This is a genomic window from Pararhodospirillum oryzae (assembly GCF_007992075.1).
Lineage (GTDB): Bacteria > Pseudomonadota > Alphaproteobacteria > Rhodospirillales > Rhodospirillaceae > Pararhodospirillum > Pararhodospirillum oryzae.
On record NZ_BJZO01000058.1, the window covers coordinates 1 to 26,598 of the forward strand.

Annotated in this window: 17 protein-coding genes, 1 other RNA gene and 1 pseudogene; 6 read left to right on the plus strand and 13 right to left on the minus strand. The window is 66.2% G+C overall.

From position 1 onward, the window contains the following. Positions 1 to 208: 208 nt before the first annotated feature. Positions 209 to 3,349: a UvrD-helicase domain-containing protein gene (locus tag ROR02_RS10890; protein WP_147164052.1), complete on the plus strand. Its 3,141-nt coding sequence runs from the start codon at positions 209 to 211 to the stop codon at positions 3,347 to 3,349. 51 nt (positions 3,350 to 3,400) lie between these two features. On the opposite strand, the gene hcp is transcribed toward ROR02_RS10890, so the two are convergent. After that, complete coding sequence (gene hcp / locus ROR02_RS10895; RefSeq protein WP_147164053.1) at positions 3,401 to 5,062, minus strand: hydroxylamine reductase; 1,662 nt, start codon at positions 5,060 to 5,062, stop codon at positions 3,401 to 3,403. Between the two features lie 121 nt (positions 5,063 to 5,183). On the opposite strand from hcp, the gene ROR02_RS10900 reads away from it, so the two are divergent. The 3 genes from ROR02_RS10900 (at position 5,184) to ROR02_RS10910 (ending at position 7,193) form a co-directional block, all read left to right on the plus strand. Continuing rightward, positions 5,184 to 5,606, plus strand: a complete 423-nt coding sequence (locus ROR02_RS10900; RefSeq protein WP_147164054.1) for an RrF2 family transcriptional regulator — start codon at positions 5,184 to 5,186, stop codon at positions 5,604 to 5,606. 69 nt (positions 5,607 to 5,675) lie between these two features. Beyond that, an RNA gene (rnpB, locus tag ROR02_RS10905) (RNase P RNA component class A) lies at positions 5,676 to 6,088 on the plus strand. 292 nt (positions 6,089 to 6,380) lie between these two features. Then, positions 6,381 to 7,193: a cysteine hydrolase family protein gene (locus ROR02_RS10910; RefSeq protein WP_147164055.1), complete on the plus strand. Its 813-nt coding sequence runs from the start codon at positions 6,381 to 6,383 to the stop codon at positions 7,191 to 7,193. Between the two features lie 84 nt (positions 7,194 to 7,277). Here ROR02_RS10910 and ROR02_RS10915 read toward each other — a convergent pair whose 3' ends face one another. The 6 genes from ROR02_RS10915 to ROR02_RS10940 all read right to left on the minus strand — a co-directional run bounded on the left by ROR02_RS10915 (position 7,278) and on the right by ROR02_RS10940 (position 15,593). Then, a complete protein-coding gene (locus tag ROR02_RS10915) occupies positions 7,278 to 8,219 on the minus strand; it encodes a diguanylate cyclase domain-containing protein (RefSeq protein WP_147164056.1) in 942 nt (313 codons plus the stop codon). After that, positions 8,206 to 11,823 carry a hybrid sensor histidine kinase/response regulator gene (locus ROR02_RS10920; RefSeq protein ID WP_147164057.1) on the minus strand — a complete coding sequence of 1,206 codons (3,618 nt, stop codon included), beginning with the start codon at positions 11,821 to 11,823 and terminating at the stop codon, positions 8,206 to 8,208. Before ROR02_RS10920 ends, ROR02_RS10915 begins: the two co-directional genes overlap by 14 nt. Before the next feature lie 112 nt (positions 11,824 to 11,935). Beyond that, the gene (gene rfbA / locus ROR02_RS10925) at positions 11,936 to 12,805 is read right to left on the minus strand and encodes a glucose-1-phosphate thymidylyltransferase RfbA (protein ID WP_147164058.1); all 870 of its coding nucleotides are present in this window, start codon (positions 12,803 to 12,805) and stop codon (positions 11,936 to 11,938) included. 102 nt (positions 12,806 to 12,907) lie between these two features. Further along, positions 12,908 to 13,852, minus strand: coding sequence for a dTDP-4-dehydrorhamnose reductase (gene rfbD / locus ROR02_RS10930; protein ID WP_147164059.1), 945 nt, complete (start codon positions 13,850 to 13,852; stop codon positions 12,908 to 12,910). Continuing rightward, positions 13,849 to 14,922: a dTDP-glucose 4,6-dehydratase gene (rfbB, locus tag ROR02_RS10935; protein WP_246135514.1), complete on the minus strand. Its 1,074-nt coding sequence runs from the start codon at positions 14,920 to 14,922 to the stop codon at positions 13,849 to 13,851. The genes rfbD and rfbB overlap by 4 nt, the downstream gene beginning before the upstream one ends. A 443-nt stretch (positions 14,923 to 15,365) precedes the next feature. Beyond that, on the minus strand, positions 15,366 to 15,593 hold the full coding sequence (locus ROR02_RS10940) for a hypothetical protein (protein ID WP_147164060.1): 228 nt from the start codon (positions 15,591 to 15,593) through the stop codon (positions 15,366 to 15,368). Positions 15,594 to 15,809: 216 nt separating this feature from the next. Between ROR02_RS10940 and ROR02_RS10945 the strand changes: the two genes are divergently transcribed. Beyond that, a complete protein-coding gene (locus tag ROR02_RS10945; RefSeq protein ID WP_147164061.1) occupies positions 15,810 to 16,196 on the plus strand; it encodes a hypothetical protein in 387 nt (128 codons plus the stop codon). A 63-nt stretch (positions 16,197 to 16,259) separates the two neighbouring features. On the opposite strand, the gene ROR02_RS10950 is transcribed toward ROR02_RS10945, so the two are convergent. From ROR02_RS10950 to argC, 6 genes are all read right to left on the minus strand, one after another. Next, a complete protein-coding gene (locus tag ROR02_RS10950) occupies positions 16,260 to 18,530 on the minus strand; it encodes a methyl-accepting chemotaxis protein (RefSeq protein WP_147164062.1) in 2,271 nt (756 codons plus the stop codon). Between the two features lie 180 nt (positions 18,531 to 18,710). Beyond that, positions 18,711 to 20,318 carry a methyl-accepting chemotaxis protein gene (locus ROR02_RS10955; RefSeq protein ID WP_147164063.1) on the minus strand — a complete coding sequence of 536 codons (1,608 nt, stop codon included), beginning with the start codon at positions 20,316 to 20,318 and terminating at the stop codon, positions 18,711 to 18,713. A gap of 414 nt (positions 20,319 to 20,732) precedes the next feature. Beyond that, on the minus strand, positions 20,733 to 23,027 hold the full coding sequence (locus tag ROR02_RS10960) for a methyl-accepting chemotaxis protein (RefSeq protein ID WP_147164064.1): 2,295 nt from the start codon (positions 23,025 to 23,027) through the stop codon (positions 20,733 to 20,735). A gap of 177 nt (positions 23,028 to 23,204) precedes the next feature. Beyond that, positions 23,205 to 24,230 carry an MBL fold metallo-hydrolase gene (locus ROR02_RS10965; RefSeq protein WP_147164065.1) on the minus strand — a complete coding sequence of 342 codons (1,026 nt, stop codon included), beginning with the start codon at positions 24,228 to 24,230 and terminating at the stop codon, positions 23,205 to 23,207. A gap of 131 nt (positions 24,231 to 24,361) precedes the next feature. After that, positions 24,362 to 24,925, minus strand: coding sequence for a gamma carbonic anhydrase family protein (locus ROR02_RS10970; RefSeq protein ID WP_147164066.1), 564 nt, complete (start codon positions 24,923 to 24,925; stop codon positions 24,362 to 24,364). A gap of 103 nt (positions 24,926 to 25,028) precedes the next feature. Then, positions 25,029 to 26,087, minus strand: a complete 1,059-nt coding sequence (gene argC, locus ROR02_RS10975; protein WP_147164067.1) for an N-acetyl-gamma-glutamyl-phosphate reductase — start codon at positions 26,085 to 26,087, stop codon at positions 25,029 to 25,031. Positions 26,088 to 26,289: 202 nt separating this feature from the next. On the opposite strand from argC, the pseudogene ROR02_RS10980 reads away from it, so the two are divergent. After that, positions 26,290 to 26,598, plus strand: a pseudogene (locus tag ROR02_RS10980) (hypothetical protein); the annotation flags it as partial.

A 26,598-nucleotide genomic window follows, 5' to 3' on the forward strand; every position in this document is an offset into this window, starting at 1 on the left:
GGAGGCGAGGCCTCCCCGAGCCCCTCCTTCACTCAGAAAACGCAGGGGTCTGGGGAAGCGCAGCGTCCCCAGGCGGGGTTTGGGGGCGCGCCCCCAAAGGGCGAAGCCCTTCTTGCGAGGAAAATCGTTTTCCCTCGACACCCGCACGAGAAAGGGGGGTTTTCTGCTATACCAAGACCCCTGCCACTGCCCCATCCGCTGGTGACTCATGGCCTATCTTGCCGATCTGCATGTGCATTCGAAATTTTCGCGGGCGACCAGTCGCGATCTGGATCTGGAGCATCTGGCCTGGTGGGCGGCGCGCAAGGGGATCGCGGTGGTGGGTACCGGGGATTGCGTGCATCCGGGCTGGCTGCGCGAGATCAAGGACAAGCTGGTGCCCACGGGCCAGGGGCTTTTTCGCCTGCGCCCCGAGATCGAGGCCCCGCTATGGGACACCCTGCCCCCCGCCTGTCGGGCGCCGGTGTCCTTCCTGCTGTCCACCGAAATTTCGACCATCTACAAAAAAGACGAGAAAACCCGCAAGGTTCACCACCTGATCCATCTGGGGGACTTCGACGCCGCCGACCGGCTGGCGGCGGCCTTGGCGCGGGTTGGCAACATTGCCTCCGACGGGCGGCCGATCCTGGGCCTGGATTCCCGCGACCTGCTGGAGATCACCCTGGCCTCGGGCCCCGACAGCTTGTTGATTCCGGCCCATATCTGGACGCCGTGGTTTTCGGCGCTGGGCGCGCAATCGGGCTTCGAGTCGATCGAGGCCTGTTATGGCGACCTGGCCTCGCACATCGTGGCCGTGGAAACCGGGCTGTCGTCGGATCCGGCCATGAACTGGCGGGTATCGTCGCTGGACCGCTTCCGGCTGGTGTCCAACTCCGATGCCCATTCGCCGGCCAAGCTGGGACGCGAGGCCACGGCATTCGAGGGCGATCCGTCCTACGCGGGCATTCTTCACGCCCTGGCAACCGGCGAGGGCTACGCCGGCACGGTCGAGTTCTTTCCCGAGGAAGGCAAGTATCACCTGGACGGGCACCGGACCTGTGGCGTGCGCCTGGACCCGGCCGAGACCCTGGCGCTGGGTGGACGCTGCCCGGTGTGCGGCAAGCCGCTGACCGTGGGGGTTGCCCATCGGGTGGAGGTCCTGGCCGACCGCGCCCGGCCGGTGGCGCCCCCCACCGCCGGGCCGGTGTCCAGTTTCGTGCCCCTGGCCGAGATCCTGGGCGAAATCCTGGGGGTGGGTTCGGGATCGAAGGCCGTGGAGGCCGCCTACGATCGCCTGGGCGCGGCGTTGGGGCCGGAACTCGATGTCCTGGGCCGCGTGCCCGTGGAGGATATCACCCGCCTGCATCCCCTGGTCGGCGAGGCGATTGCCCGCCTGCGCCAGGGCACGGTGATCCGCGAAGCCGGATACGATGGCGCCTACGGCGTCATCCGCCTGTTCGAGCCCCGGGAGCTGGCCCATCGCGCCCGGGGCCGGTTGTTGTTCGACGACGCGCCGGAGGTCCGCCCGACCAAGCCCGCCCGGGCCCGGAAGGCCAGCCGGGCGGAACCGGACCCGGCCCCGTGCGCGCCGCCCTCCCCTCCTTCCTCCTCGCCCTCCCCTCCTCCACCCGAAGCCGACACCCGGACGGCGGGCGTGCTCGCGGGCCTGGACGCGGAGCAGGGGGCGGCGGCGGCGCGAACCGAGGGCCCCCTGGTCATCCTGGCCGGCCCCGGTTCGGGCAAGACCCGGTTGCTGACCCATCGCATCGCCCACCTGGTGCGCGACCACGGCGTGCCCGCCCCCGCCTGCCTGGCCCTCACCTTCACCCGCAAGGCCCGCCAGGAGCTGGAAAGCCGGCTGGCCGCCCTGCTGCCCGGCGAGACTCCGGGGGCCAGCGTGCACACCTTCCACACCCTGGGCCTTCTGATCTTGCGCGCTCACGGGGATCGGGTGGGGCTGCCCCCCGATTTCCGGGTGGCCGACGAGCGCGAACGACGCCAGGGGCTGGTTCAGGCGCTGGGTGTCTCCGATGCCCGCGCGGGTGCCTTGTTGAAGGCCCTCTCCCTGGCCAAGCGCGCCGACCCCGACGCGCCCCCGCCAGACCCCGGGGTCGTGGCCGCCCGCGAGGCGCTGGACGCCCGGGGCCGGGCCGAAGGATGGGTGGATTTCGACGATCTGGTGGGACTGGCGACCGCCCTTCTGGAAACCGACGACACCTTGGCCGCGCGCTGGCGGGCACGCTTTTCCCATGTGCTGGCCGACGAATTCCAGGATGTTGACCCGGTCCAATACCGCCTGTTGCGCTGTCTGGCCGGGGATGCGGGCAATGTGTGCGTGATTGGCGACCCCAACCAGGCGATTTATGGCTTTCGCGGCGCCGATGGCGCCTGTTTCGAGCGCTTTCGCCGCGATTATCCCCAGGCCGCGACCGTCCGCCTGACCCGCAATTACCGCTCCATCGCTTCCGTGGTCCGGGCCGCCGCCGCCGTGATCGGCGCTCCGGTCGAGGGCGTGACCCGCCCGGAGGAGACACCAATCCCGTGCCACGAGGCCGCGAGCGAAAAGGACGAGGCCGAATTCGTGGCCACCACCCTGGAAAGCCTGCTGGGCGGACACGACATGCTGGGTGCTCACCACCCCGACGCCCACGCCCCGGCGCGCCCGCTGGGCTTCGCCGACGTGGCCGTGCTCTATCGCACCGACGCCCAGGCCGACGCCCTGCGCGAGGCTTTCGATCGGGCCGGAATCCCGTTCCAGAAAAGCGTTCCAAACCCTCTTCAAGACCACGCGGGCGTGCGCGCCCTGATGGCTCGGCTCGCGGCCGAAGGCAGCGAAGCGACCGCCCTCCCCTTGGTCCGGCGCCTGACCCAGGCGGCAACGGCCCTGGACCAGGATCCCGACACCGACCCGGCGGCGCTGGCCGAGGCCCGGGGATGGCTGGCCGCCCTGATCGCCGAAAACCCGGGCGCGGATCTGGCCGGTTTGGCCGAGGATGTGGCGCTGGCGACCGAGGCCGATTTTCGCGACCCCCGGGCCGAGCGGGTCTCGCTGCTGACCTTGCACGCCGCCAAGGGGCTGGAGTTTCCGGTGGTGTTCGTGGTCGGCCTGGAAGACGGCCTGGTGCCGCTCGGCTTTTCGGGGCGGCCCCCCGATCCGCGAACCCTGGCCGAGGAGCGGCGCTTGTTCTACGTCGCCCTGACCCGGGCGTGCGATCGCCTGATCTTGTCCCACGCGCGCACGCGGTTCTGGCGCGGAGCCGTGACCCCGCGCCGCCCGTCGCCCTTCCTGGCCGCCCTGCCGCCCGCGCTGATCACCACCCAGGCCCAGCCAGCGGCCCCTCCCCGCCCCCGCCAGTTGCGCCTGTTTTGAGCCCGTGCCGGCGGGAACCGGGGAAGGCCGTTCCCTCCCCGGTTTTTTCCCTCACGCACCCGCCATCATCGCGGCCACGTCTTCGTCCACGGCGCCGATCGGCTTCAGGCCAAACCGCTCGACCAGCAGCGACAGCACGGCCGGCGACAGGAACGCGGGCAAGGTGGGACCCAGGCGAATCCCCTTGACCCCCAGGTGCAGCAGGGCCAGCAGCACCGCCACCGCCTTTTGCTCGTACCAGGCGATATCATAGGAAATCGGCAGGTCGTTGATGTCGTCCAGCCCCAGGGCCTCCTTCAAGGTCAGGGCAACCAGGGCCAGCGAATAGGAGTCGTTGCACTGCCCGGCATCCAGCAGGCGGGGCAGACCGCCCACCGTGCCCAGGTCCAGCTTGTTGTAGCGGTACTTGGCGCAGCCGGCGGTGAGGATGATCGCATCCCGGGGCAAGGTGGCGGCGACCTGGGTGTAATAGTCGCGGGCCTTGTGGCGCCCGTCGCACCCGGCCATGACCACGAAGCGCGTCACGCTGCCCGCCTTGAGGGCCGCCACCACCTGATCGGCCACCGCCAGGATCTGGTGATGGGCAAAGCCGGTGGTGACAAAGCCGGTTTCCAAGGGGGTGGGCGGCTGGCACTGGCGCGCCCGCGCGATCACGGCCGAAAAGTCCTTGACCCCGCCCGGGGCACGATCGGCAACAACCCCGGCGCCGGGATAGCTCACCACATCGGTGGTGAACAGGCGGTCCAGGTAGGTCGATCCCGGAGGCGGCGGCAGCAGGCAGTTGGTGGTCAACAGGATGGGACCGTTGAACGCCTCGAATTCAGTGGTCTGCTGGCCCCAGGACCCGCCATAATTGGCGACCAGATGCGGATAGCGACGAAAGGCGGGATAGGCGTGGGCGGGCAGCATTTCCCCGTGGGTGTAAACGTCGATGCCGCTGTCCTGGGTCTGTTCCAGCAACTCGAACAGGTCGCGCAGGTCGTGACCACTCACCAGGATGCCCGGGCGTGTCCCCGCCGCGACGGAAACCTGGGTCGCGGTCGGCGTGCCATAGGTTTCGGTGTGGGCCCGGTCGAGCAGGGCCATCGCCGCCACCGCCCGCTCGCCGGTTTGCATGACCAGGGCGATCAGGGCCTCGACGGGCACCACCCGCGTGGTCGCGGCCAGGGCACGCTGCAAGAAGGCATCAACGGCGGGATCCACCGCTCCCAGATGGGCGGCATGCTCGGCATAGGCCGCGATCCCCTTGACCCCCAGCACCAGCAGTTCCCGCAGCGAGCGCACGGTTTCGTCGGTGGTGGCAAGAACCCCCACCCGTTCCCCCTGGGCCGCGAACGCGTCAACCGGGCCGTGCCAGATGGCCGCCTCGGGCAGGGCATCGGGATCCCAGAAGGCCCGCTCGCCCCCCGGAGCCGCCGCGCCGCGCGCGCGCAGGGCATCGCGCCGGGCCAGGGCTTCCTCGACCAAGGCCACGAAACGGGCGTCGTCCCAGCCCACGTTGGTGATGGTGGCGAACAGGGCCCGGCGCACGAAGGCATCATGGGAACGATCCTCGTGCCCTTCGCGGGCCAGGGCCTCGCCGAACACGGCCATGCCGCGCACCACGAACAGCAAAAGATCCTGCAAGGCAGCCGTTTCGCCGGTCTTGCCGCACACCCCGCGTGCCGTGCACGCCGTGCCCCGGGATGTTTCCTCGCATTGGAAGCAGTACATAGGCGCCTCTCCTGGTTTTCCGTGGATCCGGTGGCCGCGAGCCTTGCGGATCAAATAAGCATTCCCAATGCTCATTAAAGCGCCCTAAACTCGCATTGTAAATACCGATTTGGAGGGATTGATGCGTTTGACCACATTCACCGACTATGGTCTGCGCACCTTGATGCGCCTCGCGGGAGAGCCGGAGCGTCTGTTCACCTCCGACGAAATCGCCCAGGCCTTCGGGATTTCGCGCCATCACCTGAGCAAGATCATCAGCACCCTGGCCGAGGCGGGCATCGTGGCGACGCGGCGGGGATCGGGGGGGGGCTTTCACCTGGCACGCCCGGCGGAAAGCATTTCGGTGGGCGAGGTGGCGCGGCTGCTGGAAGGGCGCCAGGCCCTGGTCGAGTGCTTCGAGCCCGGGGGCGGTGCGTGCACCCTGATGCCCGGGTGCCGCCTGAAGGGGCGGCTGGCGGCGGCCCAGGAAGCCTTTTTCCGCGAACTGGACGGCACCACCCTGGCCGAATGCGCCTATCCCCCGCTTCCCGCTCCGGCACCATGAGCCAAATCCGCCGCGCCGCCCCCGACAGGCCCTTGCCGAGAACACGGCCGGCTTCTAGAGTGCGCTCTGTCAGACGGTCGGATGGCCGCTCCGTTCGGCTTTGCCGAATGGGGAGGAAAGTCCGGGCTCCACGGGAACACGGTGCCGGGTAACGCCCGGCGGGGGCAACCCTAGGGAAAGTGCCACAGAGAGCAGACCGCCGGTCTACACGGCCGGCAAGGGTGAAAGGGTGCGGTAAGAGCGCACCGCGGCCCCGGCAACGGGGGCGGCATGGTAAACCCCACCGGGAGCAAGATCGAATAGGGACGGCACGCCGGGCGTGTTTCACGCCAGGCAGGCAGCGTTTTCGGGCCGCCGTCCGGGTGTATCGCACGAGGCGTTCGGCGACGGGCGCCCCAGATGAATGGCCATCCCCGCCCCGGATCCACCGCAAGGTGTTTCAGGGGTGCGGACAGAACCCGGCTTACAGACCGTCTGACCTCCTCCTTTTCATGTGATCGGTCATTGCCGCACGGCGCGCGCGTCGCTAAAACCAAGGAAAACACTTGGGCCGCCGTGCGTTCAATCGAATCCAGGCCCGGCGCCCCAAATAGCTGACTTTTGCGCTCGACTGATCCGAAAAGCGGTTCCCACTTTTCGGGTCTCACTCCAGGAGGCACGAACGTCCGCCGTGTCCGCCTGAACGTCTTTCTTCCTTTCCTTTGTCCTGAGCGCCAGCGCGCGCCGCCCGGATCCGCGCGCCGGGCCCCGACCGACCGCAAGGGAGTTCACGCCATGAGCACGTGCCTTTTGATCATCGATCCCCAGTGTGATTTCTGCGACGGCCCGGCCGCCGGATCGCTGGCCGTTCCCGGCGCCTGGGACGACATGGAACGCCTGGCCCGCCACATCGTCACCCACGGCGACCAGTACGACGCCATCACCGTGACCCTGGACAGCCACGGCGCCTATGACATCGGCCATCCGTCCTTCTGGCGCGACGAAGCCGGCGCCCCGCCGCCGCCCTTCACCTTGATCACCCGCGAGGCGGTGGCCTCCGGCCAGTGGGGACCCGCCGATCCCGCCGCGCGCCCCTGGGTGCTGACGTACCTGGAGCGCCTGGAGCAGGCCGGCCGCTACACGCATATCGTCTGGCCCGAGCACTGCCTGATCGGGACCCCCGGCCATCAGGTGCACCCGGCGGTGTCCCAGGCCCTGCTGGACTGGCAGCGCCATTACCAACGCTCGGTCACGTGGCTGATCAAGGGATTGAATCCCCGGGTCGAGAATTACAGCGCCTTTGGCTGCGAGGTCGCCGACCCCGAGGACGCGCACGCCTCCGAAAACGGCCGCGAGGCGATCTTGGCCCTGGCCTCCCACGAGGCCATCCACGTGGCGGGCGAGGCCCTTTCCCATTGCGTGAAAAGCACCGTCGAGGATCTGCTGGCGGGCCTGCGCGCGGCGGGAATCGTCGAACCCGAGCGGCGCTTGACCATGCTCACCACCATGATGAGCCCGGTTCCCGCCCTGCCCGGCGGCCCCGACTTCCCCGCCATCGGCCAGGCTTTCCTGAACACCCTCAACGCGCGCGGCGCCGCGCTGGCCTGACGCGAAGCCCGATTCCCCGAAGGGGCCCCCCAGGCAAGGGGCCCCCGCCCGCACGTCGCCGGGCCACACCGCTACACCACACCGCTACACCGGGGCGGGGGCCGCCGAGTCCAGGGGGGTGGTCACGATGCGGTGGCGACCGGCATGCTTGGCCGCGTACAGGGCCTTGTCCGCCGCCGCCACCAGATCGGCGGGGCTGAGCCTGGTGCTTGGAACCCCCGCGACCACGCCAATGCTGATGGTCACGAAGGGCTCGACCTGCGAGGTGGCATGGGGCAGGGCCAGGGCGTCCACGGCCCGGCTCAAGGTTTCGGCGGCGGCCCTGGCATGCTCCAGGTCGGTGCGGGGCAAGATGACCACGAACTCCTCGCCCCCGTACCGGGCCAGGAAATCGCCGCTGCGGCGCAAGGTCCGCGAGGCGGTGGTGGCCAGGCGCCGCAGGCACTCGTCCCCCTGCCCATGTCCATAGGTATCGTTGAACATCTTGAAATAATCTACATCAAAAAAAAGCAACGCCAGGTCATCACCCTGGCGTTGCGCGCGGTTCCATTCGTCTTCCAGGGTCTGCTCGAAGCGCCGGCGGTTGGGCACCTCGGTCAGGGCATCGAGGAAGGCGTAGGTTTCCAGAAGCTGGTATTTCTTTCTCAGCTCCAGATGGAGCCGGACCCGCGCCTTGACCACGGGGGGGTGGAAGGGCTTGGTGATGTAGTCCACGGCCCCGGCGTCGAATCCCTTGGCCGCGTCCATGACCTCCGAAACCGCCGTGACGAAAACCACGGGGATATTCCGGGTCCGCGCATCGCTTTTCAAGGTCGCGCACACCTGATAGCCGTTCATGCCCGGCATCAGGATATCCAGCAGCACGATATCGGGGGGCTGGTCGCTCCGCGCGAGCTTGAGGGCGCGCTCCGGAGTCGTGGCGGCGCTCACCCGGTACTCGTCGCGAAACAACTCCATCAGCAGGTCGATGTTTTCGCGCGTGTCATCGACGATCAAGATCCGCTGGCGTTGATCACTCTCGGTCATCTGTTCCCAGATCCTTCCTCAAACGCCTGATCTCGGCAATGGCGGCATCCAGATCGAAGTCTTCCACGAAGCCCCGGATCGTGTCCACGGTCCCGGCACCAAAACGTGCCCGAACCAGGGGAGCCAGGTCGGCCAGAAGCTGTTCGGCCCGCGCGACATCGTCATCCAGACAGTGTTCCAATTCACTCAGCCGCGCCGCCAGGGCCGGTTCGTCCACGGCCGACGCGGGGGAACCGTCGGCCGGGGCCCCGTTTTCCTCCGCATTGGGCCCTGCGGCGGGCCCGGCACCGGAGGACTCCTCGACCAACGCGGCCTTCAGCCCGGCCCCCAGGGTTTCCAGCGCTTCCACGAAGCCCCGCCAGACCGGCGCGGCGGGATCCAGGGCCCCGGTCTCGACCAGCCAGGTTTCGGCCGCCTGGGCCGCGACGTGCAAGGGTCCGGCCCCCACGTTGCCGGCGATTCCCTTCAGGGAATGAACCAGACGGCGCGCGTCGTCAAGATGGCCGGCGGCCGCCTCGGCCTCGGCGCGGCGGGCCGTGTCCAGATGATCGTCGCGCACCCGGCGCAACAAGGTCAGGTAGAGTTTGCGGTTGTTGTTGGCCCGGGCCAGCCCTTCGGCCACGGCAAGCCCGGGAACAGGGGCGGCCAGGAGATCGGCGAACCCGCTTTTCTCCCCTGGCGCGGCCGAGCCCGGCTTGCTCGCGGGCGGCGGAGGCTCCACGGAGGCGGCCGGGGCCGGGGGGGACATGGTGACGGCGTCGGACGCCAAAGCGCTCTCGCCTTGCCCCTCGCCCGTCACCCACCGCGACAAGGTGGCAAACAATCGCGCCGGATCGATGGGCTTGCTGATGTAATCGTTCATGCCCACGGCCAGGCAGCGTTCCAGATCCCCTTTCAGGGCATGGGCGGTCATGGCGATGATCGGAGGATATCCGTCCGGGCGCGCGGCCCGGATGCGCCGGGTGGCTTCCAACCCATCCATTTCCGGCATCTGGATGTCCATGAGCACGGCGTCAAACGGTTCGGCCAGCACCCGTTCCACCGCGATCCGCCCGTTTTCCGCCACCTCGACCGTGAGATTGGCCGAATGCAGCCATTCCAGGGCCACCAGGCGGTTGATCTCGATATCCTCGACCAGCAACACCCGCCGCCCGCCCAGGTCGGGCACGGGGGCGTCGGGGTCGGCGGCCGGCAGGGCTTGGGGCCCGGCGACCGTCGCCTCCTGATGCCCGAACAAGGTCATGATGGTGTCGAACAGGAAGGACTGATTGACCGGCTTGTGCAAGAAAGCATCCAGGAACGACCGCTCGGACTGCTGCATCAGATCCTCGCGGGCATAGGCCGAGATCATGCACACCACCGGCGTGCGCCGGAGGTCAAGGTCGGTACGGATGCGCCGGGCCGTTTCCAGCCCGTTCAGCCCCGGCATCTTCCAATCCATGAGCACGAGATCAAAGGACCGCTCGGGCGTTCCCAAAATCGCCAGGGCCTCCTCGCCCGAGGCGCACGGGGTGGCGATCATCTGGAAGGACTCGATCTGATGGACCAGGATCTCGCGCGAGGTGGCGTTGTCCTCGACCACCAGCACCTTCAACCCTCGCAGGTCCATCGGCGTGCGCGGGGTCCGGGTGGCATGGCCGGTTTGCCGGCGCAAGCCCGCGACCACATGGAAGGTGCTGCCCTCGCCCAGCACGCTTTCGGCCCAGGCCCGCCCGCCCATCAGCTCGGCCAGGCGCCGGCAGATGGCCAGCCCCAGCCCGGTGCCGCCATGGCGCCGCGTGGTCGAGCCATCGGCTTGGGAAAAGCTTTCGAACACCGCTTCCACGCGATCGGCGGGAATCCCGATGCCGGTATCCTGGACGGTGAAGTGGATCCACACCTCGTCTTCGGGAGAAGCCTCCGCCGGCGGCTCTTCCCGACTGGCCCGCACCACCACCTCGCCGTGATCGGTGAACTTGATGGCGTTGCCGGTCAGGTTGATCAGAATCTGCCCCAGGCGCACCGGATCGCCGATCAGATCGCACGGCAGATCCTTGTCGAGGGAAACGATCAGCTCGATTTCCTTTTCGTGGGCGCGAAAGGCGAACATCTCGGTCAGGTTCGCCATGATGTCGTGCAGCGAAAAGGTTGTTTCCTCCAGATCCAGCCGTCCGGCCTCGATCTTCGAGAAATCCAGGATATCGTTGATCACCGCCAGCAACGACCGTGATGCAATCGTGACCTTGGTCAGGTAGTCCCGCTGGCGCTCGTCGAGGTCGGTGCGCAAGACCAGATCGGTCAGGCCCAGGATGGCATTCAAGGGCGTGCGGATTTCGTGGCTCATGGTGGCGAGGAACGCGCTCTTGGCCTCGCTCGCCACCCGGGCGGCCTCGCGGTCGCGCTCGGCCTGCTCGCGCTGGCGCCGTTCGGTGATGTCGATCACCATGCCTTCCAGCACCCGGCCCCCCTCCTCGCTTGCGCCAACGTGCATGGTCAGGACCGCCCAGAACTGCGATCCGTCGCGCCGGCACAGCACGGTCTCCAGGCCCTCGACCCGGCCCAGGGTTCGCACCTGCTCCAGCAGGTGATCGCGATCGGTGGGACGGGCGTAAACCTGCTCGCCCACGCTCTGGATTTCGGCCTGGACCTGCTCCAGGGAGTCGTAGCCGAGCATGGCCACCAGGGCCGGATTGGCGGCCAGGACGCGGCCGCTCAGCGAGGTCTGGTAGATGCCCTCGCTGGCGTTGTCGAAAATCTGGCGATACTTCAGCATGGCGCCGTTGAGATCGTCCCGGCTTTTGGCCAGCGCCGCCGTCATGCGGTTGAACGAGGCGGCCAGATGCCCGATCTCGTCGGAACGGCGAATCGCCAGCTGAACCCCCAGTTCACCCGTCTCGACCCGCCGCGCCCCGGCTTCCAACGCCAGCAGCGGCCGGGCGAAGGTGCGTCCCAGCCACGCCCCGGCCAGCAAGATGACCGGAATCACCCCCGCCAGCACCATCAGGAAGGACCGCAGCACCTGATGCTGGTGGGCGATCAGGGCGGTGGCCGGGATATCCACCCCCAAGATCCCCGACCGGCGCCCATCCGAGGTGAAGAACGGCGCGTATCCGGTCAGCCACGCCCCCCAGGCATCCTCGTAGGCCTCGGTTTCCACGATCGGCCCGGTCATGGTGTCGAACGACGCCAGAAGCAGCGGACTGGGGTTGGCGTAGGGCTGGTACAAGGCCACGATGTTGCCGGGATCTTCCTCGGCATCGACCACGAAGCGGATCGCGCCTTCGTGGTCCCGGCGCAACGTATACACGTAACGGGCCCCTTCGACCCCGCCGCGAATCTGACGCAAGGTCGCCTTCAGCGCCCGGTAGTCCGACGACGCCATGCCCGAATCCGGTGTGATGCGAGCGTGAAGATCGCCATCCACGCTGTGCGCCGCCACCGACACCACGTCGCGCAGCTTCTGGCGTAAATCCGCCAGAACCTGCTCGCGCGCCACTTGATACAAAACAGCCGCGACCAGGCACGCAATGAGCAGGGCAACGCCGAAAAAAGCCAGCGTCAGCGTTCCCTGGACACCCAGCCAGGAGCGACGGCGTCCCGGGCGGGACCGAGGGGACGACACCATAGCACCCACCTGCCCTTCAAAGGAGGGAAGGACTCGCCCCTCCCTGGAAAGGCCTTGAGATCAAGAAACGCCAGGATATCGGGGGGACCCCGGCGCTTCCCGGAATCCGACTTTACTCCCGATCAGCAATCCGCATGAGATACTGCCCGTATTCATTCCGGCTGAGCGCCTTGGCCAGAACCCGCAACTGGTCGCGGTCGATGAATCCCTTCCTGAAGGCGATTTCCTCCAGGCAGGCGATCCGGTAGCCCTGGCGCTGCTGGATCGCGCGCACGAAATCGGAAGCGTCTTGCAACGACTCGAAGGTTCCCGCGTCCAGCCAGGCATAGCCACGCCCCAGCGGCTCGACGTGCAAGGCGCCTTCTTCCAGGTACAGCCGGTTCAGATCGGTGATTTCCAGCTCGCCCCGGGCCGACGGCCGCAAGGCATCGGCCCGTTCGGTCACGCCGGCGTCGTAGAAATAAAGGCCAATCACCGCCCAGGTGGAGCGGGGCTTCTCGGGTTTTTCCTCCAGGCTCACGGCGCGCCCGTCGGCCGCGATCTCGACCACGCCATAGCGTTCGGGATCGTGAACCTCGTAGGCGAACACCGTGGCTCCCTGGCCGCGCGCCGCCGCCCGGGTCAGGGCCTCTTGCAGGCCATGGCCGAACAAGATGTTGTCGCCCAGGGCCAGGGCCACGGGCTCGCCGGCCACGAAGTCGCGGCCGATGCGAAAGGCTTCCGCGATGCCCCCCGGGTGCGCCTGCTCCCGGTATTCCAGCGACAGCCCCAACTGGCTGCCATCCCCCAGCAGCTCGCGAAAGCGCGGCAGATCCCGAGGCGTCGAGATCAGCAAAATCTCGCGAATGCCCGCCAGCATCAAAAGAGACAGGGGATAATACACCATGGGCTTGTCGTACACGGGCAGCAGTTGCTTGCTGACCGCCGACGTCACGGGATACAGGCGGGTATTGGCCCCGCCGGCCAGAACGATCCCCTTCACGCGTTCCCCCTTGTCATGGTGGACGAGATATTGCCGTCCAGGCCCCCAACACGCCGAAGAAAAGACCGTTTCGGCGGCTCGAAAAAGCCACGGATCAAAAGATTAGAGCGCATCCCCGCCCCCGGATCCAGCCGGGTGGACGCACGAGGCCAGCACCGCCCCCAGGCTCTCCCGCCACGAGGGCGGAACCAGGCCAAAGCGGGCGCGGGCGCGCTCCAGGTCAAGAACCGACCACGCCGGCCGGCGGGCTGGCGTGGGGTATTGCGCGGTCGTCAGGGGCGAAACCCGGGGCCGACGCCCCCAGGCGGGGGCCATGGCCTCGAAAATCGCCTGGGCGAAGTGGTACCATGTGGTTTCGCCGGCATCGGTCAGATGCACGGGGCCCAGCAAGGGCGCCAGCGCCGCCTCGTCCTCGCGGGCGTCCCACACCTGACGGGCGATGCTCAGCAGGCCGCAAGCCAGCGAGGGCGCGGCCGTGGGGCATCCCCGCTGATCGTCGACCACCCCCAAGGTGTCGCGCCCGGCGCCCAGGCGCAGCATGGTGGTGACGAAATTGCGCCCCTCGGCATCGTAGACCCAGGCCGTGCGCACGATCACCGCCGCCGCCCCCGAGGCCAGCACCCGGCGCTCGCCCCCGGCCTTGCTCGCCCCATAGACACTGACGGGAGCCAGGGGATCGTCCTCGCGATAGGGCCGCGTGGCCTCGCCCGAGAACACGTAATCGGTGGAAAGGTGAATCAAGGGCACGTTCTCGCGCGCGCACCACTGGGCCAGGCGCCCCGGGGCCTCGGCGTTGACGCGAAAGGCCAGCTCGGGCTCGCTCTCGGCCCGGTCCACCGCCGTATACGCGGCCGGATTGATGATCAGGTCGGGACGCAACGCATCCAGGCGCCCGGCGATTCCGTCGGGATCGCCAAGATCGAGATCGGCGCGGGTCAGCCCCAGGGGATCGAATCCGGCCGCCCGCGCCCGAGCCAGCACCGCGCGGCCCACCTGTCCGCTTACGCCGGTCACGGCCAGCCGTGGCGCCTGTTGCCCCCCGGTCATCGCCCGCCCGCCAGACCCAGCCGGCGATCGGCCCCCTTGCGCTGACGCAGCCGTTCCATCCAGGGCTGATGATCCAGGTACCAGGAAACGGTGGCGGCCAGTCCCTCGTCCAGCGAATGACGGGGCTGCCATCCCAAGTCCCGCTTCACGCGCGCATAGTCGATGGCATAGCGGAAATCATGCCCGGGACGGTCGGTCACGAAGGAGATCAGTCGTTCATAAGAACCGGCGGGATCGGGCCGCAGGCGATCCAAAATGGCGCACAGACGCTTGATCAGGTCGAGGTTCGAGGATTCCGCTCCTCCGCCCAGCACGTAGGTTTCGCCGGGTTCGCCCCGGGTCAGCACCGTGACCAGGGCCTCGGCGTGGTCTTCCACGTACAGCCAGTCGCGCACGTTGGCGCCCTGGCCATACACGGGAAGCGGCCGCCCGGCCAGCGCCGCGCCGATCATGACCGGAATCAGCTTTTCGGGAAACTGAAACGGCCCATAGTTGTTGGAGCAGTTGGTCAGGAGAACCGGCAGCCCGTAGGTATGATGCCACGCGCGGACCAGATGATCCGATCCCGCCTTGCTGGCCGAATAGGGCGAGCGGGGATCATACGGCGTGCCTTCGTGGAAATAGCCCTCGCTTCCCAGGCTGCCGAACACTTCATCGGTTGAAATATGGTGGAAACGAAACCGTGCCCGGCCGGGTTCATCCAGACCGCTCCAATACCGCCGGGCGGCGTCCAGCATCGTGAAGGTGCCCAGAACGTTGGTGCGGATGAAGGAGCCGGGATCGTCGATCGACCGGTCCACATGGGATTCCGCCGCCAGATGCATGATCGCGGTGGGGCGATGGCGGGCCAGCAGGGCCTCGATCGCCGGAGCGTCGCAGATATCCACCTGGGCAAACGCGTAGCGGGGACTTCCGGCCAAATCCGCCACCGCTTCCAGATCACCGGCGTAGGTCAATTTATCCACATTGACCAGGGCCGCGCTGGTGTTGCGAAATAAATGGCGAAGAACGGCCGAGCCAATGAAGCCGGCACCGCCGGTCACAAGCACGCAATCTTGAGCGTCAAGCAAGGGCAGGTCCACTTTTTCCAAAAAACCGGGACGCTTACCCTACACCGGCCCCTGGTTCACCGCAACGGCCCCAACGGCGGGCAAGCCCGTGGACTTGCGCCGTCGGCCAGCCGGAGGCGGATGGCCCGCAGGCAGCCCTGGCCTGACGCCCCCTCTTCCACGGGGGGATCCAGGGCTACCGGCGTCGGTTCCCCGCGACAGGCGCGGTGGAAACCGGGCCGGGTCTTATCGTTGGCGGCGCCGACGCGAGGCGCGCACGGGCACCAGGACAAGCCGGGGACGCGCCTGGTTTGCCAGAAAGCCAAGGCCAAGCAAGAACAGGGCACTCGTGACAAGCGGGATTGCGGCCAGCGTAAGGGTCATCGGTACCTCCCGGCTAGGGGTTTCCCATGGTGGATATCCATGGGGCACTTCCCATTATCTAGGCACGGCCTCTCCTTCAATCAAGTGTCCGAGGGTGGCGGTTGGGTTTGCGACGGGGCATACAAGCGTCCATCCAACAAGGCCGACAGGGCCACGGTCACGGTGCGCCGGTTGCCTCCCAACTCGATCAGACGGACATGGGCGGGCAAATCAGGGTATTCCAGCATCTGATCAACCTGCCACTGAGAGGGCGGATTGCCCGGCTTCACAAAACGGTCGCCGGGGTGGACCACGGTTTTCTTTGACATCTTTTCCTCTTGGCCTTTCCGGCTCGGACCAGGGGAACGCCGGAAGGGCGGCCGGGTCGCCGGGTCGAAGCCCCAGGATTTGAGAACACGCCGAGCCCGTTGGCAAGGGTTGTCGGCAAAAAACCCTTCTTAACGGGTTCTCTCGCCACCGTCACGCTGGACAAAAACCACGCTATGCCTTATCGTCATAAAAAATATCTCGATAAGGTCATTCCAATGACTGAAGACACCGAGCGCCTCAGCCGCCTGGAAGCCCTTCTGGAAACGATCCGCGACAAGCTGGCAACACTTGATCCGGCGCTGGAAGGATTGGCGCGGGTCCAGGCGGACCAGAACCATCATCGCGCCTCGTTGGGCAGGGCCTTTGGGCGCCTGGAAGCCGCCGAGGAGCGTCAAAATACCCTGACAGGCCAGGTGAACCGGGTCCAGCGTGACCTGGTGGACGATCTTGCCGCCCTGCGCGGACGACTGAATGTTCAAACCGCGCTGGTCAGCGGCATGCTTGCGGGCGCCAGTGCCGCCGGAGGCCTGCTCATGCTGGCCTTGCGCACCGATCTCGTGGCGGTGCTCCAGGCGCTGCGCGCCGCCGGGCACGGGGGATGATCGTCCCCTCCCCTGCCCGGCGGCGGCCCTCGAAAAACGGGTTACTCTTTGTCGCGCCTTGGGTCACGCTCGCATCTTGTCCAGGAATTCCTGCACCTGACGCGCCAGGAAACTCGCCTGCTGCGCCAGCTGGCTGGTGGCCTCCTCAAGCTGCTGCGCCGCGTGGCGGTTGGCCTGCGCCCCTTGATTCACCTCCTGGATGCTATTGGTGACCTCGGTGGTGCCGTGGGAGGCCTCCTCGACGTTGCGGGCGATCTCCTTGGTGGCCGCGCCTTGCTCCTCGACCGCCGCCGCGATGGCCGAGGCAATTTGATTCAAGCGCGCGATCGTGCCGCCAATCGCCTGGATGGCTTCCACCGCGCGGCGGGTCTCGCTTTGAATGCCGGTGATCTGGCTGCTGATTTCCTCGGTCGCCTTGGCCGTCTGGTTGGCAAGGGTCTTGACCTCGCCCGCCACCACCGCGAACCCCTTGCCCATCTCGCCCGCGCGCGCCGCCTCGATCGTCGCGTTCAGGGCCAGCAGGTTGGTCTGGCTCGCGATATCGGTGATCAGGCCGACCACCTCGCCAATCCGGTGGGCCGCGTTGGCGAGACCTTGCACCATCTCGTCGGTGCGCTGGGCCTCGGCCACCGCCTCGCTGGCGATCCGCGCCGACTCCTGGACCTGACGGCTGATTTCCGTGATCGAGGCACTCAGTTCCTCGGTGGCGCTGGCCACGGTTTCGACGTTGCCCGCCGCCTGTTCCGCGGCCTGCGCGACCACGGACGCCTGTTCACCACTGCGATCAGCGTTGTCGGCCATGGCCTGCGAGGTCGTTTCCAGCTCACTCGTCGCCTGCCCCACCACCTCGACCACGCTCTTGATCGACGCCTCGAAGGTTTCCGACAGCCTGACGTATTCCGTCACGTCCTTCCAGGCGAGCATGATCCCGGTCACCCGCCCCCGGGGGTCAAGGATGGCCCGCACGTCGTTTTCGATGGTCACGCCGCCCATGGTGAACTTGCCGCGATAGGGCATGTTTTCGGGATGCGTGAGCACCGAGTGGACGAATTCGGGCTTGTGGTGAATCTCGCTTGCTTTCCTGCCAATGATGAGATCCGGGTCTTGGGCGATGGGATGGTTCATGCGGCGCACGATGACCCGGGCGGATTCATTCAGGTACGAAATCCGCAGGTCCGTGCCACAGACGATGACCGCGCTGGGTGACCCCTCGATCATCTGATTGAGACGGAACGCATCCGCCACCGACTGGCGCAGAGCGTCGAGCCCCCGGGCCATGCGCCCCAGCTCTCCGCCGTGGTCGCGCCCCTTGATCTCCACGTCGGTGTCGCCCTGGCGCAGGGAATCGAGCACGCCCGTGAGATGGGCGATCGGACGCGACAGACTGCGCGAAATCAAGATCGCCGCCAGAATGGCGAGGGCAATGGCCGCAACCGACAGCGCCATACTTTCGTTTACAGCATGATTCAAGTCATTTTCCATGCCATGACGGGTGTTGTCCATAAAAATAAGTTGACTATTCTGAAAATCTCCAGCAACGCTCCCGAATTTTTCTCCAATCCCTGCCATTTCACCCATGACCAAGGACTGGCTTTCCAACATAGCTTTGGTAAGAGCATCAAACCCGACGATATAGGACCTGACTTTTTGTTGAACGTCATCAATCCGGCTTCGATCTGGCCCATCGATCATCGACTGCTTCAGGTCCTCGCAGCGTTCGATGACCTGATTCATACCTTCTTTTACCTTTTCGGCCAGCTCGGACGACGGGTGATTCGAGAAATTGGCGGCTGCGAGCCGGCTGCTCATCAGGGATTCCACGGCCAAGCCAGCCAAGGCCGCGGTTCGATGGTTGTTTTCAGCCATTGACTGCTCGATCAGGGCCAGCAGGGCGGTACGCGCCTCGGGCCCCACCGACAACAACGATCCGATCGCGGCCTTGCGCGCCTCGGACAGGGCTACCACCCGCTTCAGGCCCTGATCATAGCCGCGGACCAGCTCCAATAATTTTCGGATATCTTGCTGATGGCTTGCGGAAACCGTGGACAAAAGTGTCTGAAGTTGTTTTTGCAGATCGGCCATAATGGTATTGGCCGTTTCGGCATATTGAGGCTCTTCCTTGTCAAAGAAAATATAGGCGTTACGCCTCAATTCAGCGACTTCTGTTGCCAGATTCGTGACGTCAAGGGTCCGCACCGCCTCTTGCGCATAAATATTTACCTTTTCACGTATGACACTTCCGGCGCCATACGACAAAATACTTATAGCCAACATAAGAACAAGAAGAGCACCGAACCCGATGGTAATCCGGGTCACGACGGAAAACTGATTCATAATCTTTCCCACAGCGCTTCTCCCTTGTATCTTTTTACGACACAGTTACTTTTTTGTTATTGGGGACCCATGGCTTTATTCTAGAATCCAGCAACCAATGATGGAATAAACTAAACCAGACCCCCTTTGTTTGAGTTTGTCTTTTCGGGGAAATCAGCCTCCACTTTTCCCTGACAGACTCTAGACCACCAGACGCGCCAGGAAGTCGGTGGCGCGCTGGTCCAAGGTGCGCGCTTGAAGCGCCACGCTGGCCGCCGCTTCCTGCACAAGACGGGCGACAGCCTGCGTTTGCCGGGTATTGTCGCTGACGCCTTGTATGTTGGCGCTCATGAGACCGGTGCCTTGCGCGGCATGATCGATGGCACGGGCGATTTCGTGGGTCGCGGCGTTTTGCTGGGTGATCGCCCCCGCGATGCCCGCCGTGATGTCGTCCAGCCGCGCGATGGTCGATCCAATCCCTTGAATCGCCGAGACCGCCTCCTGGGTTTCATTTTGGATCGCCGCCACCTGGGCGGCGATTTCCTCGGTCGCTTTCGCGGTCTGGGTTGCCAGGGCCTTGACCTCGCCCGCCACCACCGCGAACCCCTTGCCCCGCTCGCCTGCCCGCGCCGCCTCGATCGTGGCGTTGAGGGCAAGGAGGTTGGTCTGGCTGGCGATGGTTGAAATCAACGTCACAACGTCCCCGATGCGCTGGGCCGCCTCGGCCAGGCCCCGCACCCTTTGGTCTGTCTGAGAAGTCTGCTCAACCGCCAGGGCGGAAATCCGGGCGGTTTCCTGCACCTGATGGCCAATCTCCGTGACCGAGTGGCTGAGCTGCTCGCTCGCGCCCGCGACCGTTTCGACATTCACGGCTGTTTCCTCGGCGGCCTCGGCCACGGTGGCCGCCTCTCCTTGCGCGCGTTCGGCCTGCTCCGCCATCGCCTGCGCCGAGGCATCCATTTCGGCCGCCGCCTGGCCGATCTGATCCACGGCCGCCTTGATCGAGCTTTCAAACGCCGCGATCCGGGCCACGTCCTCGGTGATGTCCTTCCACGACAGAACGGTTCCGGTCAAGGCCCCCTTGCGGTCGCGCACGGTTCGCATCTCGCCGGCGATCGTCACGCCCCCCATGCCAAAGCGAACCCGGTAGGGCAAATCGCCGTGATCGGCCAGGGCCGCGCGGATTTTTGCCGGATCCTTGTGGAAACTCAACGGATTAACCCCGATGATGGCCTGGGGATCGCGGGCCAGGGGGTGATCCATGCGCGAAATCACCGCGCGCGTCGCATCGTTCAGGTAACTCACGGTATAATCTGGTTCACATACCATCACGGGCGTGGGCAGGATTTCCATCAACTGATCCTGGCGGATCAGCCGGGCCATTTCTTGTTGCAGCGCGGCAAGCTCGCGCGCGAGATCGCCCAGGGCACCACGCTCTTCCACGCCGGGGATGGGACACGACGGATCGCCCGCGCGCAAGCACGCCACGGCGTCGCTCAACCGACGGATCGAACGGAACAACCCCATGGCCGTCAGGCTCGCGGCAAGCAAGGCCACGGCCGCGCCCGCCGCCGACAACGCCAGCCCCGTCAGGCGGTTCGAGGCGACTTCCTGGCGTGCCTGCGCGACAAAGGAGGAATCGAGCCCCGCCCCCTGGGAGCCGCTCACGGCGTGGAGCACCGTATTGACGCTTGCCCCTTGCAGCGTGCTGAGCACCGGCACCAGCGCGGTCAAGGCCACCATGACCCCAAAACCCAACAAGACCCGGGCGTTGACCGAAAGGCGTATTTTGGAAACAAGAGCCGTCATCGGTGGACCCCTTTGCCGTCCCCTCTCCTGCCTTCCGGAATTCGTTCCGGGCGGGAAAACGTCCGGACGGGCAGCGAGAAAGGTACCTTTCCCTTTTCGGTAGATCCTAATGTCTATACGCTAACAGAGCCTCCTCCGAGACACCAGACGTTTGTGCGCCTTAGTTGCTTTATACCCCTCCGAATTAACCAAAGAAGGTTATACGTAAGTCCAGTTAGAGCATTTGTTTGAGTTTGTCTTTTCGGGAAAAGCGGTACTCCCTTTTCCCCGACGAACTCTGGACGCCCCAAACAAAAAAACCGACGCCCGCTTCCGAAGAAAGCAGGCGTCGGCCTTTGAAAAGCACCTTGGAAATGAACGGAACGCCCGGACCTTGGAACGGCAATCCCTCTCCCGGCGCGCAGGATGGCCCTTTTATTCGCGCATCTTGGCCAGGAACTCCTCGACCTGACGCCCCAGAAGGCCAGCCTGCTGGGCCAGCTCGGCGGAAGCCCCCTCGACCTGCTGCGCCGAGTGACGCGTTTCCTGGGCGCCTTGATTGACCTCCTGAATGCTGGAAGTGACCTCGGTGGTGCCGCGCGCCGCTTCCTCGACGTTGCGGGCGATTTCCTTGGTCGCGGCGCCTTGCTCCTCGACCGCCGCCGCGATGCCCGAGGTGATCTCATTAATGCGCCCGATGGTTCCCCCGATCCCCTGGATCGCCTCCACCGCGCGGCGGGTTTCGCTTTGGATGCCGGTGATCTGGGTGCCGATTTCCTCGGTGGCCCTGGCGGTCTGGTTGGCCAGGGTCTTGACCTCGCCCGCGACCACCGCGAAGCCCTTGCCCATCTCGCCGGCGCGGGCCGCCTCGATGGTGGCATTCAAGGCCAGCAGGTTGGTCTGGCTTGCGATATCGGTGATCAGACTCACCACCTCGCCGATGCGCACGGCCGCGTCGGCCAAGCCCTGCACCATCTCGTCGGTGCGCTGGGCCTCGGCAACCGCGTCGCCGGCGATGCGGGCGGACTCCTGCACCTGGCGGCTGATCTCGGTGATCGAGGCGCTCAGCTCCTCGGTGGCGCTGGCCACGGTTTCGACATTGACCGCCGCTTGTTCCGCCGCCGCCGCCACCGTTGCCGATTCCTCGCCGGTCCGGTCGGAGGTTTCAGCCATGGCCCGCGACGAGGCCTGCAACTCGGTCGCGGCCGCGCTCACCACGCCGACGACCGACTTCACCGTCCCTTCGAAATCCTCGGACAGCTTGACGTACTCGGTCACGTCCTTCCACGCCAGCATGGTCCCCAGCATGGTGCCCTGGCTGTTGTAGATGGCCTTGACCTCGTTTTCGATGGTCACGCCGCCCATGCTGAATTTGCCCCGGTAAGGCAGTTTGTCGACTTCGGTCAACACCTTGCGGACAAACGAATCGTTCTTGTGGAACTCCAGCACGCTGCGCCCCAGCACCGCGTCGGGGTTTTGAACCCTGGGGTGATTCATGTGGCGGAAAATATCGCGCGTCGCCTCGTTGATGTACGAAATCCGCAGATTGGGATCGCACAGCATGACCGCCGTCGGCAGGATGTCGACCATCTGATTCAAACGGAAGGCATCGGCAACGGCGCCGCGCAGTTTTTCCAGGCTGCGCGCCATCGAGCCCAGTTCGCCGCCATCGCCGGTTCCCTCGATCTCGATCCCAACCGATCCTTCCGTGATCGCCTCCATGGAGTCGGTCAGGCGGCGAATCGGCGCGGACAGGCTGCGCGCGATCAGCGCCGCCGTCAGCCCGGCCAGCACCAGGGCGATGACCGACACCACCACGCCCCGATCCTTGGCTTTGTCCACCGCGTGGGCGATCTCGGCGTTCACGGCGGTCAGGGTCGCGTTCTGGGCATCCTTGATCTGGGTGGCCAGGGTACCAAACGCCACCGCGTCACGGGCCATGGGGCCGGCGGTCAGTTTTGCCGCGCCAAAGGCCGATTGCGACAAGGTGTCAAACGCCGTCTGGTAGGCGCGCGCCTCCTTCTCGACCGCCGCCGCCTTGCTGATCAGATCGGGATCGACCAACGTCTGCTTCAAAAGCGTGCTGCGCTCGACAAACCGCGCCATCGCCGCCTTGCTTTTGTCCACGAGATCGGCCGACGGCTGGGACAAGAACACGGCCACCGACACCCGGGCCACCATCAGGGCTTCTTCCGCCTGGCCGGCCAGGAACGCCGCCTGGTAGTCACCGCGCGTGCCCAGTTCCTTGATCAAGGCCGACATGATGTCCAGGGCCCGGGGGCCGATGTCGGTCACCCCTTGCCCGCCGCCCGCCGCCTTGTCGCGGGCGAGGCTCAGGGATTTCAGCTCGGTGAACTGCTGTTCATAGGAATTCACCAGTTCCAGAAGCCGGTTCGCGTCCTGGCGGCTGGCGTCGGACTCGGCTTGCGCCGACAACCGGTTCAGACTGGCCTTCAACTGCGTGAACAAGCCCGCGATGGCGTCGGCCCGCTCGGCGGTGGGACCGGCCGCGTACAGCACGACATTGCGCCGCAGGTCATTCACCGAGCTGTTGATTTCGCTCACCATCAAGGTGCGCGACGCGGTCGCCGAGGAACGGCTCAGTTCTCCACTGATGAAATCGTTATTGGTGTAGGACAAAATGGCCACTGCCAGGAACAAGGCCAGGACAACCCCAAATCCCAGGAAAATTCTGGCTCCGACCGAAAGCCGATTGATGATCGCACCCATGTACGCGTGTCCCCTCGCTCAAGCCAGAAGGAGGTCTGTCCGTCGCCGGACCCGGCGGCTCCCACTCTCAACCAAGAGGCCGACAACGAAATATCGTCTCGTGGTCTAGATGGAACGCCTGCAAACTACACCATCCCTGTTCCAAAGACCAGATGGACACGCCCGTAATCAGAGGTTTCATAATACGAAGAATTTATCCACCTCGCCTTCCTGTTGTCTCTGAAGAAGGTTCTTGCCCTCAAGCCAATGAAGGTGCGCAATTACCTCGCCGATGGCAAAGAAGAGTTGATGACTATCCAGATTCCGGCGAAAAAGAACCGAAATGAGATCAAAGGCCGAGCATGGGGTCTCCCGGCACGCCGCCAGAACATCGTCCAGGCGCGCCTGGTGATGGGTCGCCAGGTCTTCCAGCCGGGCATGCAGGCCCCGGAAGGGCTCCCCATGACTGGGCAGAACCAGCGTATCGGCATCAAGCGGCGCGAAGCGGGCCAGGCTTTCCAGAAAGCCGGCCAGGGGATCGGCCCACGGTTCGCTGGGCCAGACGCTGACATTGGGACTGATGCGCGGCAGCACCTGATCTCCGCTGATCAGCAACCGGTCCTCGGGACACCACAAGGACAGGTGTTCGGGCGCGTGCCCCCGGCCGATCACCGCCGTCCAGGATCGCCCCCCGATCGTCAGCCGTTCCCCGCCCTGGACCCGGCGCACGCTTGCCGGTGGCGCGACAATGCGCCGGGCATAGGAATTCCCCCGGCGCTCCACCAGGGCCAGGGCCGCGTCGCCCAGCCCGCTGCGCTGATAAAACGGCCGCGCCGTGGCCACGAACGCCGCGTCGTCCTCCAGCCACAGCATGCGCGCGTATGTCCACTCGCCCAGGGTGGTCCACAAGGGCGCGCCCGTCTCGGCTTCCAGCCATCCGGCCAGCCCCATGTGATCGGGGTGAAAGTGCGTGCACACCACGCGGCGCACCGGCCGCCCGGCCAGCGGTCCCGCCAGCAGGTCCTGCCACACGGCACGGGTCATTTCGTCGGCGATGCCCGTGTCGATCAGCGTCCAGCCGGGGCCGTCCTCCAGCACCCAGAGATTAATATGGTCAAGGGCGAAGGGAAGCGGCAGGCGCAGCCAGAACACCCCGGGGACCACCGGAAAAAGGGTGCCGGGCGCGGGCACCGACGCCAACGGATACTCAAGGGAGTCGCTCATCGCCGTCCCGCTCCATCACCGCTTTCAAATCAAAGGCAAGCCCCGGGCGCCCGCTTTCCTGGCCCCGGCCAGGAAGGAGCGCGCATCAGGCAACACTGAAGACCGGTTCCCCACCAAACGGGGAAACCCGCTCAACGTTCCTGCCCGGCCGTCCCCGAGGACGCCATCGCCGCGCGGTAGGTCGCGGCCAGCGCCCGGTAGCGCTCGGCCGAGGGCCGGAACGCCGCCACGTCCTCGTCCGACAGGGCCCGTTTTTCGCGCGCGGGGCTGCCCGCCCACAAGGTCCGGGTTCCCACCCGCTTGCCCGGCGTGACCAGGGCCCCGGCCGCGACCATGGCCCAGGATTCAACCGTCACCTCGTCCATCACCGTCGCGCCCATGCCCACGAAACTGTCGGCCTCCACCGTGCAGGCATGGAGTATGCAGCGGTGGCCGATGGTCACGTCATCGCCGATGGTCGTGCCCCAGCCGCCCCCGGTCACATGGATGATGGTTCCGTCCTGGACATTCACCCGCGCCCCGATGCGGATCCGGTTGACATCACCCCGGATCACCGAGCCAAACCACACGCTGCTTCCCGGGCCAATCTCGACATCGCCAATGATCACCGCCCCCGGTGCCACGAACACATCCTCGGCCAGGCGGGGCCACACCCCTTGAAAGGGCAGGATCAAGGCGGGGGTCGGGTCGGTCATGGCACGGCACTCCGCAAGAGGCTTTGAAGAGAAGGGAAAACGGGAAAGTCAGGAAAAAACCAGGAACACGGGGGCCGCCGTCCCGGCCACCCCCGTCGTCCGGTCAGGGGAACAGGGGGGCCTGCGCAAGGCCCAGGGTTTCCTCGAACCCCAGCATCACGTTCATGTCCTGGATCGCCTGCCCCGAGGCACCCTTGACCAGGTTGTCCTCGGCGCAGGTCAGGATCACGCGCCCGGGCACCCGGTCGGCATGCACCCCGATCAAGGCCAGATTGGAGCCCCGCACGTGGCGGGTATGCACCAGGGTTCCGGCCGGCACCACCCGCACGAACGGTTCGTCCGCGTAGGCGGCTTCCAGCACCGCGCGCACCTTGGCGTCGTCGGCTCCCGGGGCCAGGCGGGCGTAAATGGTGCTGAGAATGCCCCGGTTCATCGGCATCAGGTGGGGCGTGAATGTCGCGCGCACCGGCCGCCCGGCGGCACGCGACAGTTCCTGTTCGATCTCAGGGGTATGGCGATGGGCGCCGATGCCGTAGGCGTGCACCCCTTCCGAAACCTCGCAGTGCAACGAGCCTTCGCGGGCCTCGCGCCCCGCGCCCGAGGCCCCCGACTTGGAATCAATGATCAGGTCGTCCGCCTCGATCACCCCGGCCTTCAAGAGCGGCACCAGAGGCAACTGGGCACTGGTCGGATAGCAGCCCGGCACCGCCACCAGCCGCGCCGTGGCAATCCGGGCCCGGTTGAATTCGGTCAGGCCATACACGGCCTCTTCCTGCAAGGCCAGGGCCTGGTGGGCATGGCCATACCACTGGGCATAGACCTCGGGGTCGATCAGACGAAAATCCGCCGACAGGTCGGCAATCCGCAGCCGGCCCCCATGGGGTCCGTCCAGCAGGTCCTTGATCAGGACCTGGGTGGTCCCGTGCGGCAGGGCACAGAACACGAAATCGATGTCCTCCCACGCCACGTCCTCGACCGTCGTGAGAACGGGCAGATCGAGCCCCGCCAGGTGCGGGAAAACCTGCGCCATCGTCTGTCCCGCCTTGCGGTTGGCGGTCAGGGCGGCAAGGGTCACGCGGGGATGGCGCGACAGCAGGCGAACCAGTTCCGCCCCCGTGTAGCCGCTCGCCCCCAAAATGGCCACCCTCACCCGCTGTTCCATGATCGCTTGTCTCCTCGACATCCCGAAAGATCCAGGCCAGCCCCTGCCGGCCCCTTGGGAATACCTCCGCCCCGGCATGCGCCGCAAACCTTTTCAAACTTCCCCCCCCCTCGTATGGTACCCCCTAATCCACCAGCACCAGGACCGCCCTCCCACGCTGGGCCCGGGAAACGCGCGCTTCGCCTTCCTCAAGGACTGTCCCATGGCCACCAGCCCCTGTTCCCTTCCCCGTTTTCACCGGATCACGGCCGGCACCTGCCTGACCCTGGCGGGGCCCCTGGCCCTGGCGGGGCCCCTGGCCCTGGCCCTGGCTCCAACCCAGGCCCGGGCCCAGGGCCTTGCCGTCGATCCCCTGGAAAACGCCATCGGGCGATGCATCGGAAAGGAAGGCGCGACCGGCGACGCCGTGGGCGAGTTGACCCTTGACCCCAAAACGGGCAAGGCCGTGTACCGCTGCAACAGCGAACCCGCCACGGCCGCCCGCCCCCTGGCTCCCGCCGGTGCCCCCCCC

Coding starts and splice junctions, on each gene's coding strand:
- argC (WP_147164067.1), bottom strand. CDS start 26,087: ATGGAACAGCGGGTGAGGGTGGCCATTTTGGGGGCGAGCGGCTACACG.
- ROR02_RS10970 (WP_147164066.1), bottom strand. CDS start 24,925: ATGACCGACCCGACCCCCGCCTTGATCCTGCCCTTTCAAGGGGTGTGG.
- ROR02_RS10900 (WP_147164054.1), top strand. CDS start 5,184: ATGCGTTTGACCACATTCACCGACTATGGTCTGCGCACCTTGATGCGC.
- ROR02_RS10960 (WP_147164064.1), bottom strand. CDS start 23,027: ATGGGTGCGATCATCAATCGGCTTTCGGTCGGAGCCAGAATTTTCCTG.
- ROR02_RS10945 (WP_147164061.1), top strand. CDS start 15,810: ATGACTGAAGACACCGAGCGCCTCAGCCGCCTGGAAGCCCTTCTGGAA.
- ROR02_RS10940 (WP_147164060.1), bottom strand. CDS start 15,593: ATGTCAAAGAAAACCGTGGTCCACCCCGGCGACCGTTTTGTGAAGCCG.
- rfbD (WP_147164059.1), bottom strand. CDS start 13,852: ATGACCGGGGGGCAACAGGCGCCACGGCTGGCCGTGACCGGCGTAAGC.
- hcp (WP_147164053.1), bottom strand. CDS start 5,062: ATGTACTGCTTCCAATGCGAGGAAACATCCCGGGGCACGGCGTGCACG.
- ROR02_RS10955 (WP_147164063.1), bottom strand. CDS start 20,318: ATGACGGCTCTTGTTTCCAAAATACGCCTTTCGGTCAACGCCCGGGTC.
- ROR02_RS10920 (WP_147164057.1), bottom strand. CDS start 11,823: ATGGTGTCGTCCCCTCGGTCCCGCCCGGGACGCCGTCGCTCCTGGCTG.
- ROR02_RS10910 (WP_147164055.1), top strand. CDS start 6,381: ATGAGCACGTGCCTTTTGATCATCGATCCCCAGTGTGATTTCTGCGAC.
- ROR02_RS10950 (WP_147164062.1), bottom strand. CDS start 18,530: ATGAATCAGTTTTCCGTCGTGACCCGGATTACCATCGGGTTCGGTGCT.
- ROR02_RS10890 (WP_147164052.1), top strand. CDS start 209: ATGGCCTATCTTGCCGATCTGCATGTGCATTCGAAATTTTCGCGGGCG.
- ROR02_RS10965 (WP_147164065.1), bottom strand. CDS start 24,230: ATGAGCGACTCCCTTGAGTATCCGTTGGCGTCGGTGCCCGCGCCCGGC.
- ROR02_RS10915 (WP_147164056.1), bottom strand. CDS start 8,219: ATGACCGAGAGTGATCAACGCCAGCGGATCTTGATCGTCGATGACACG.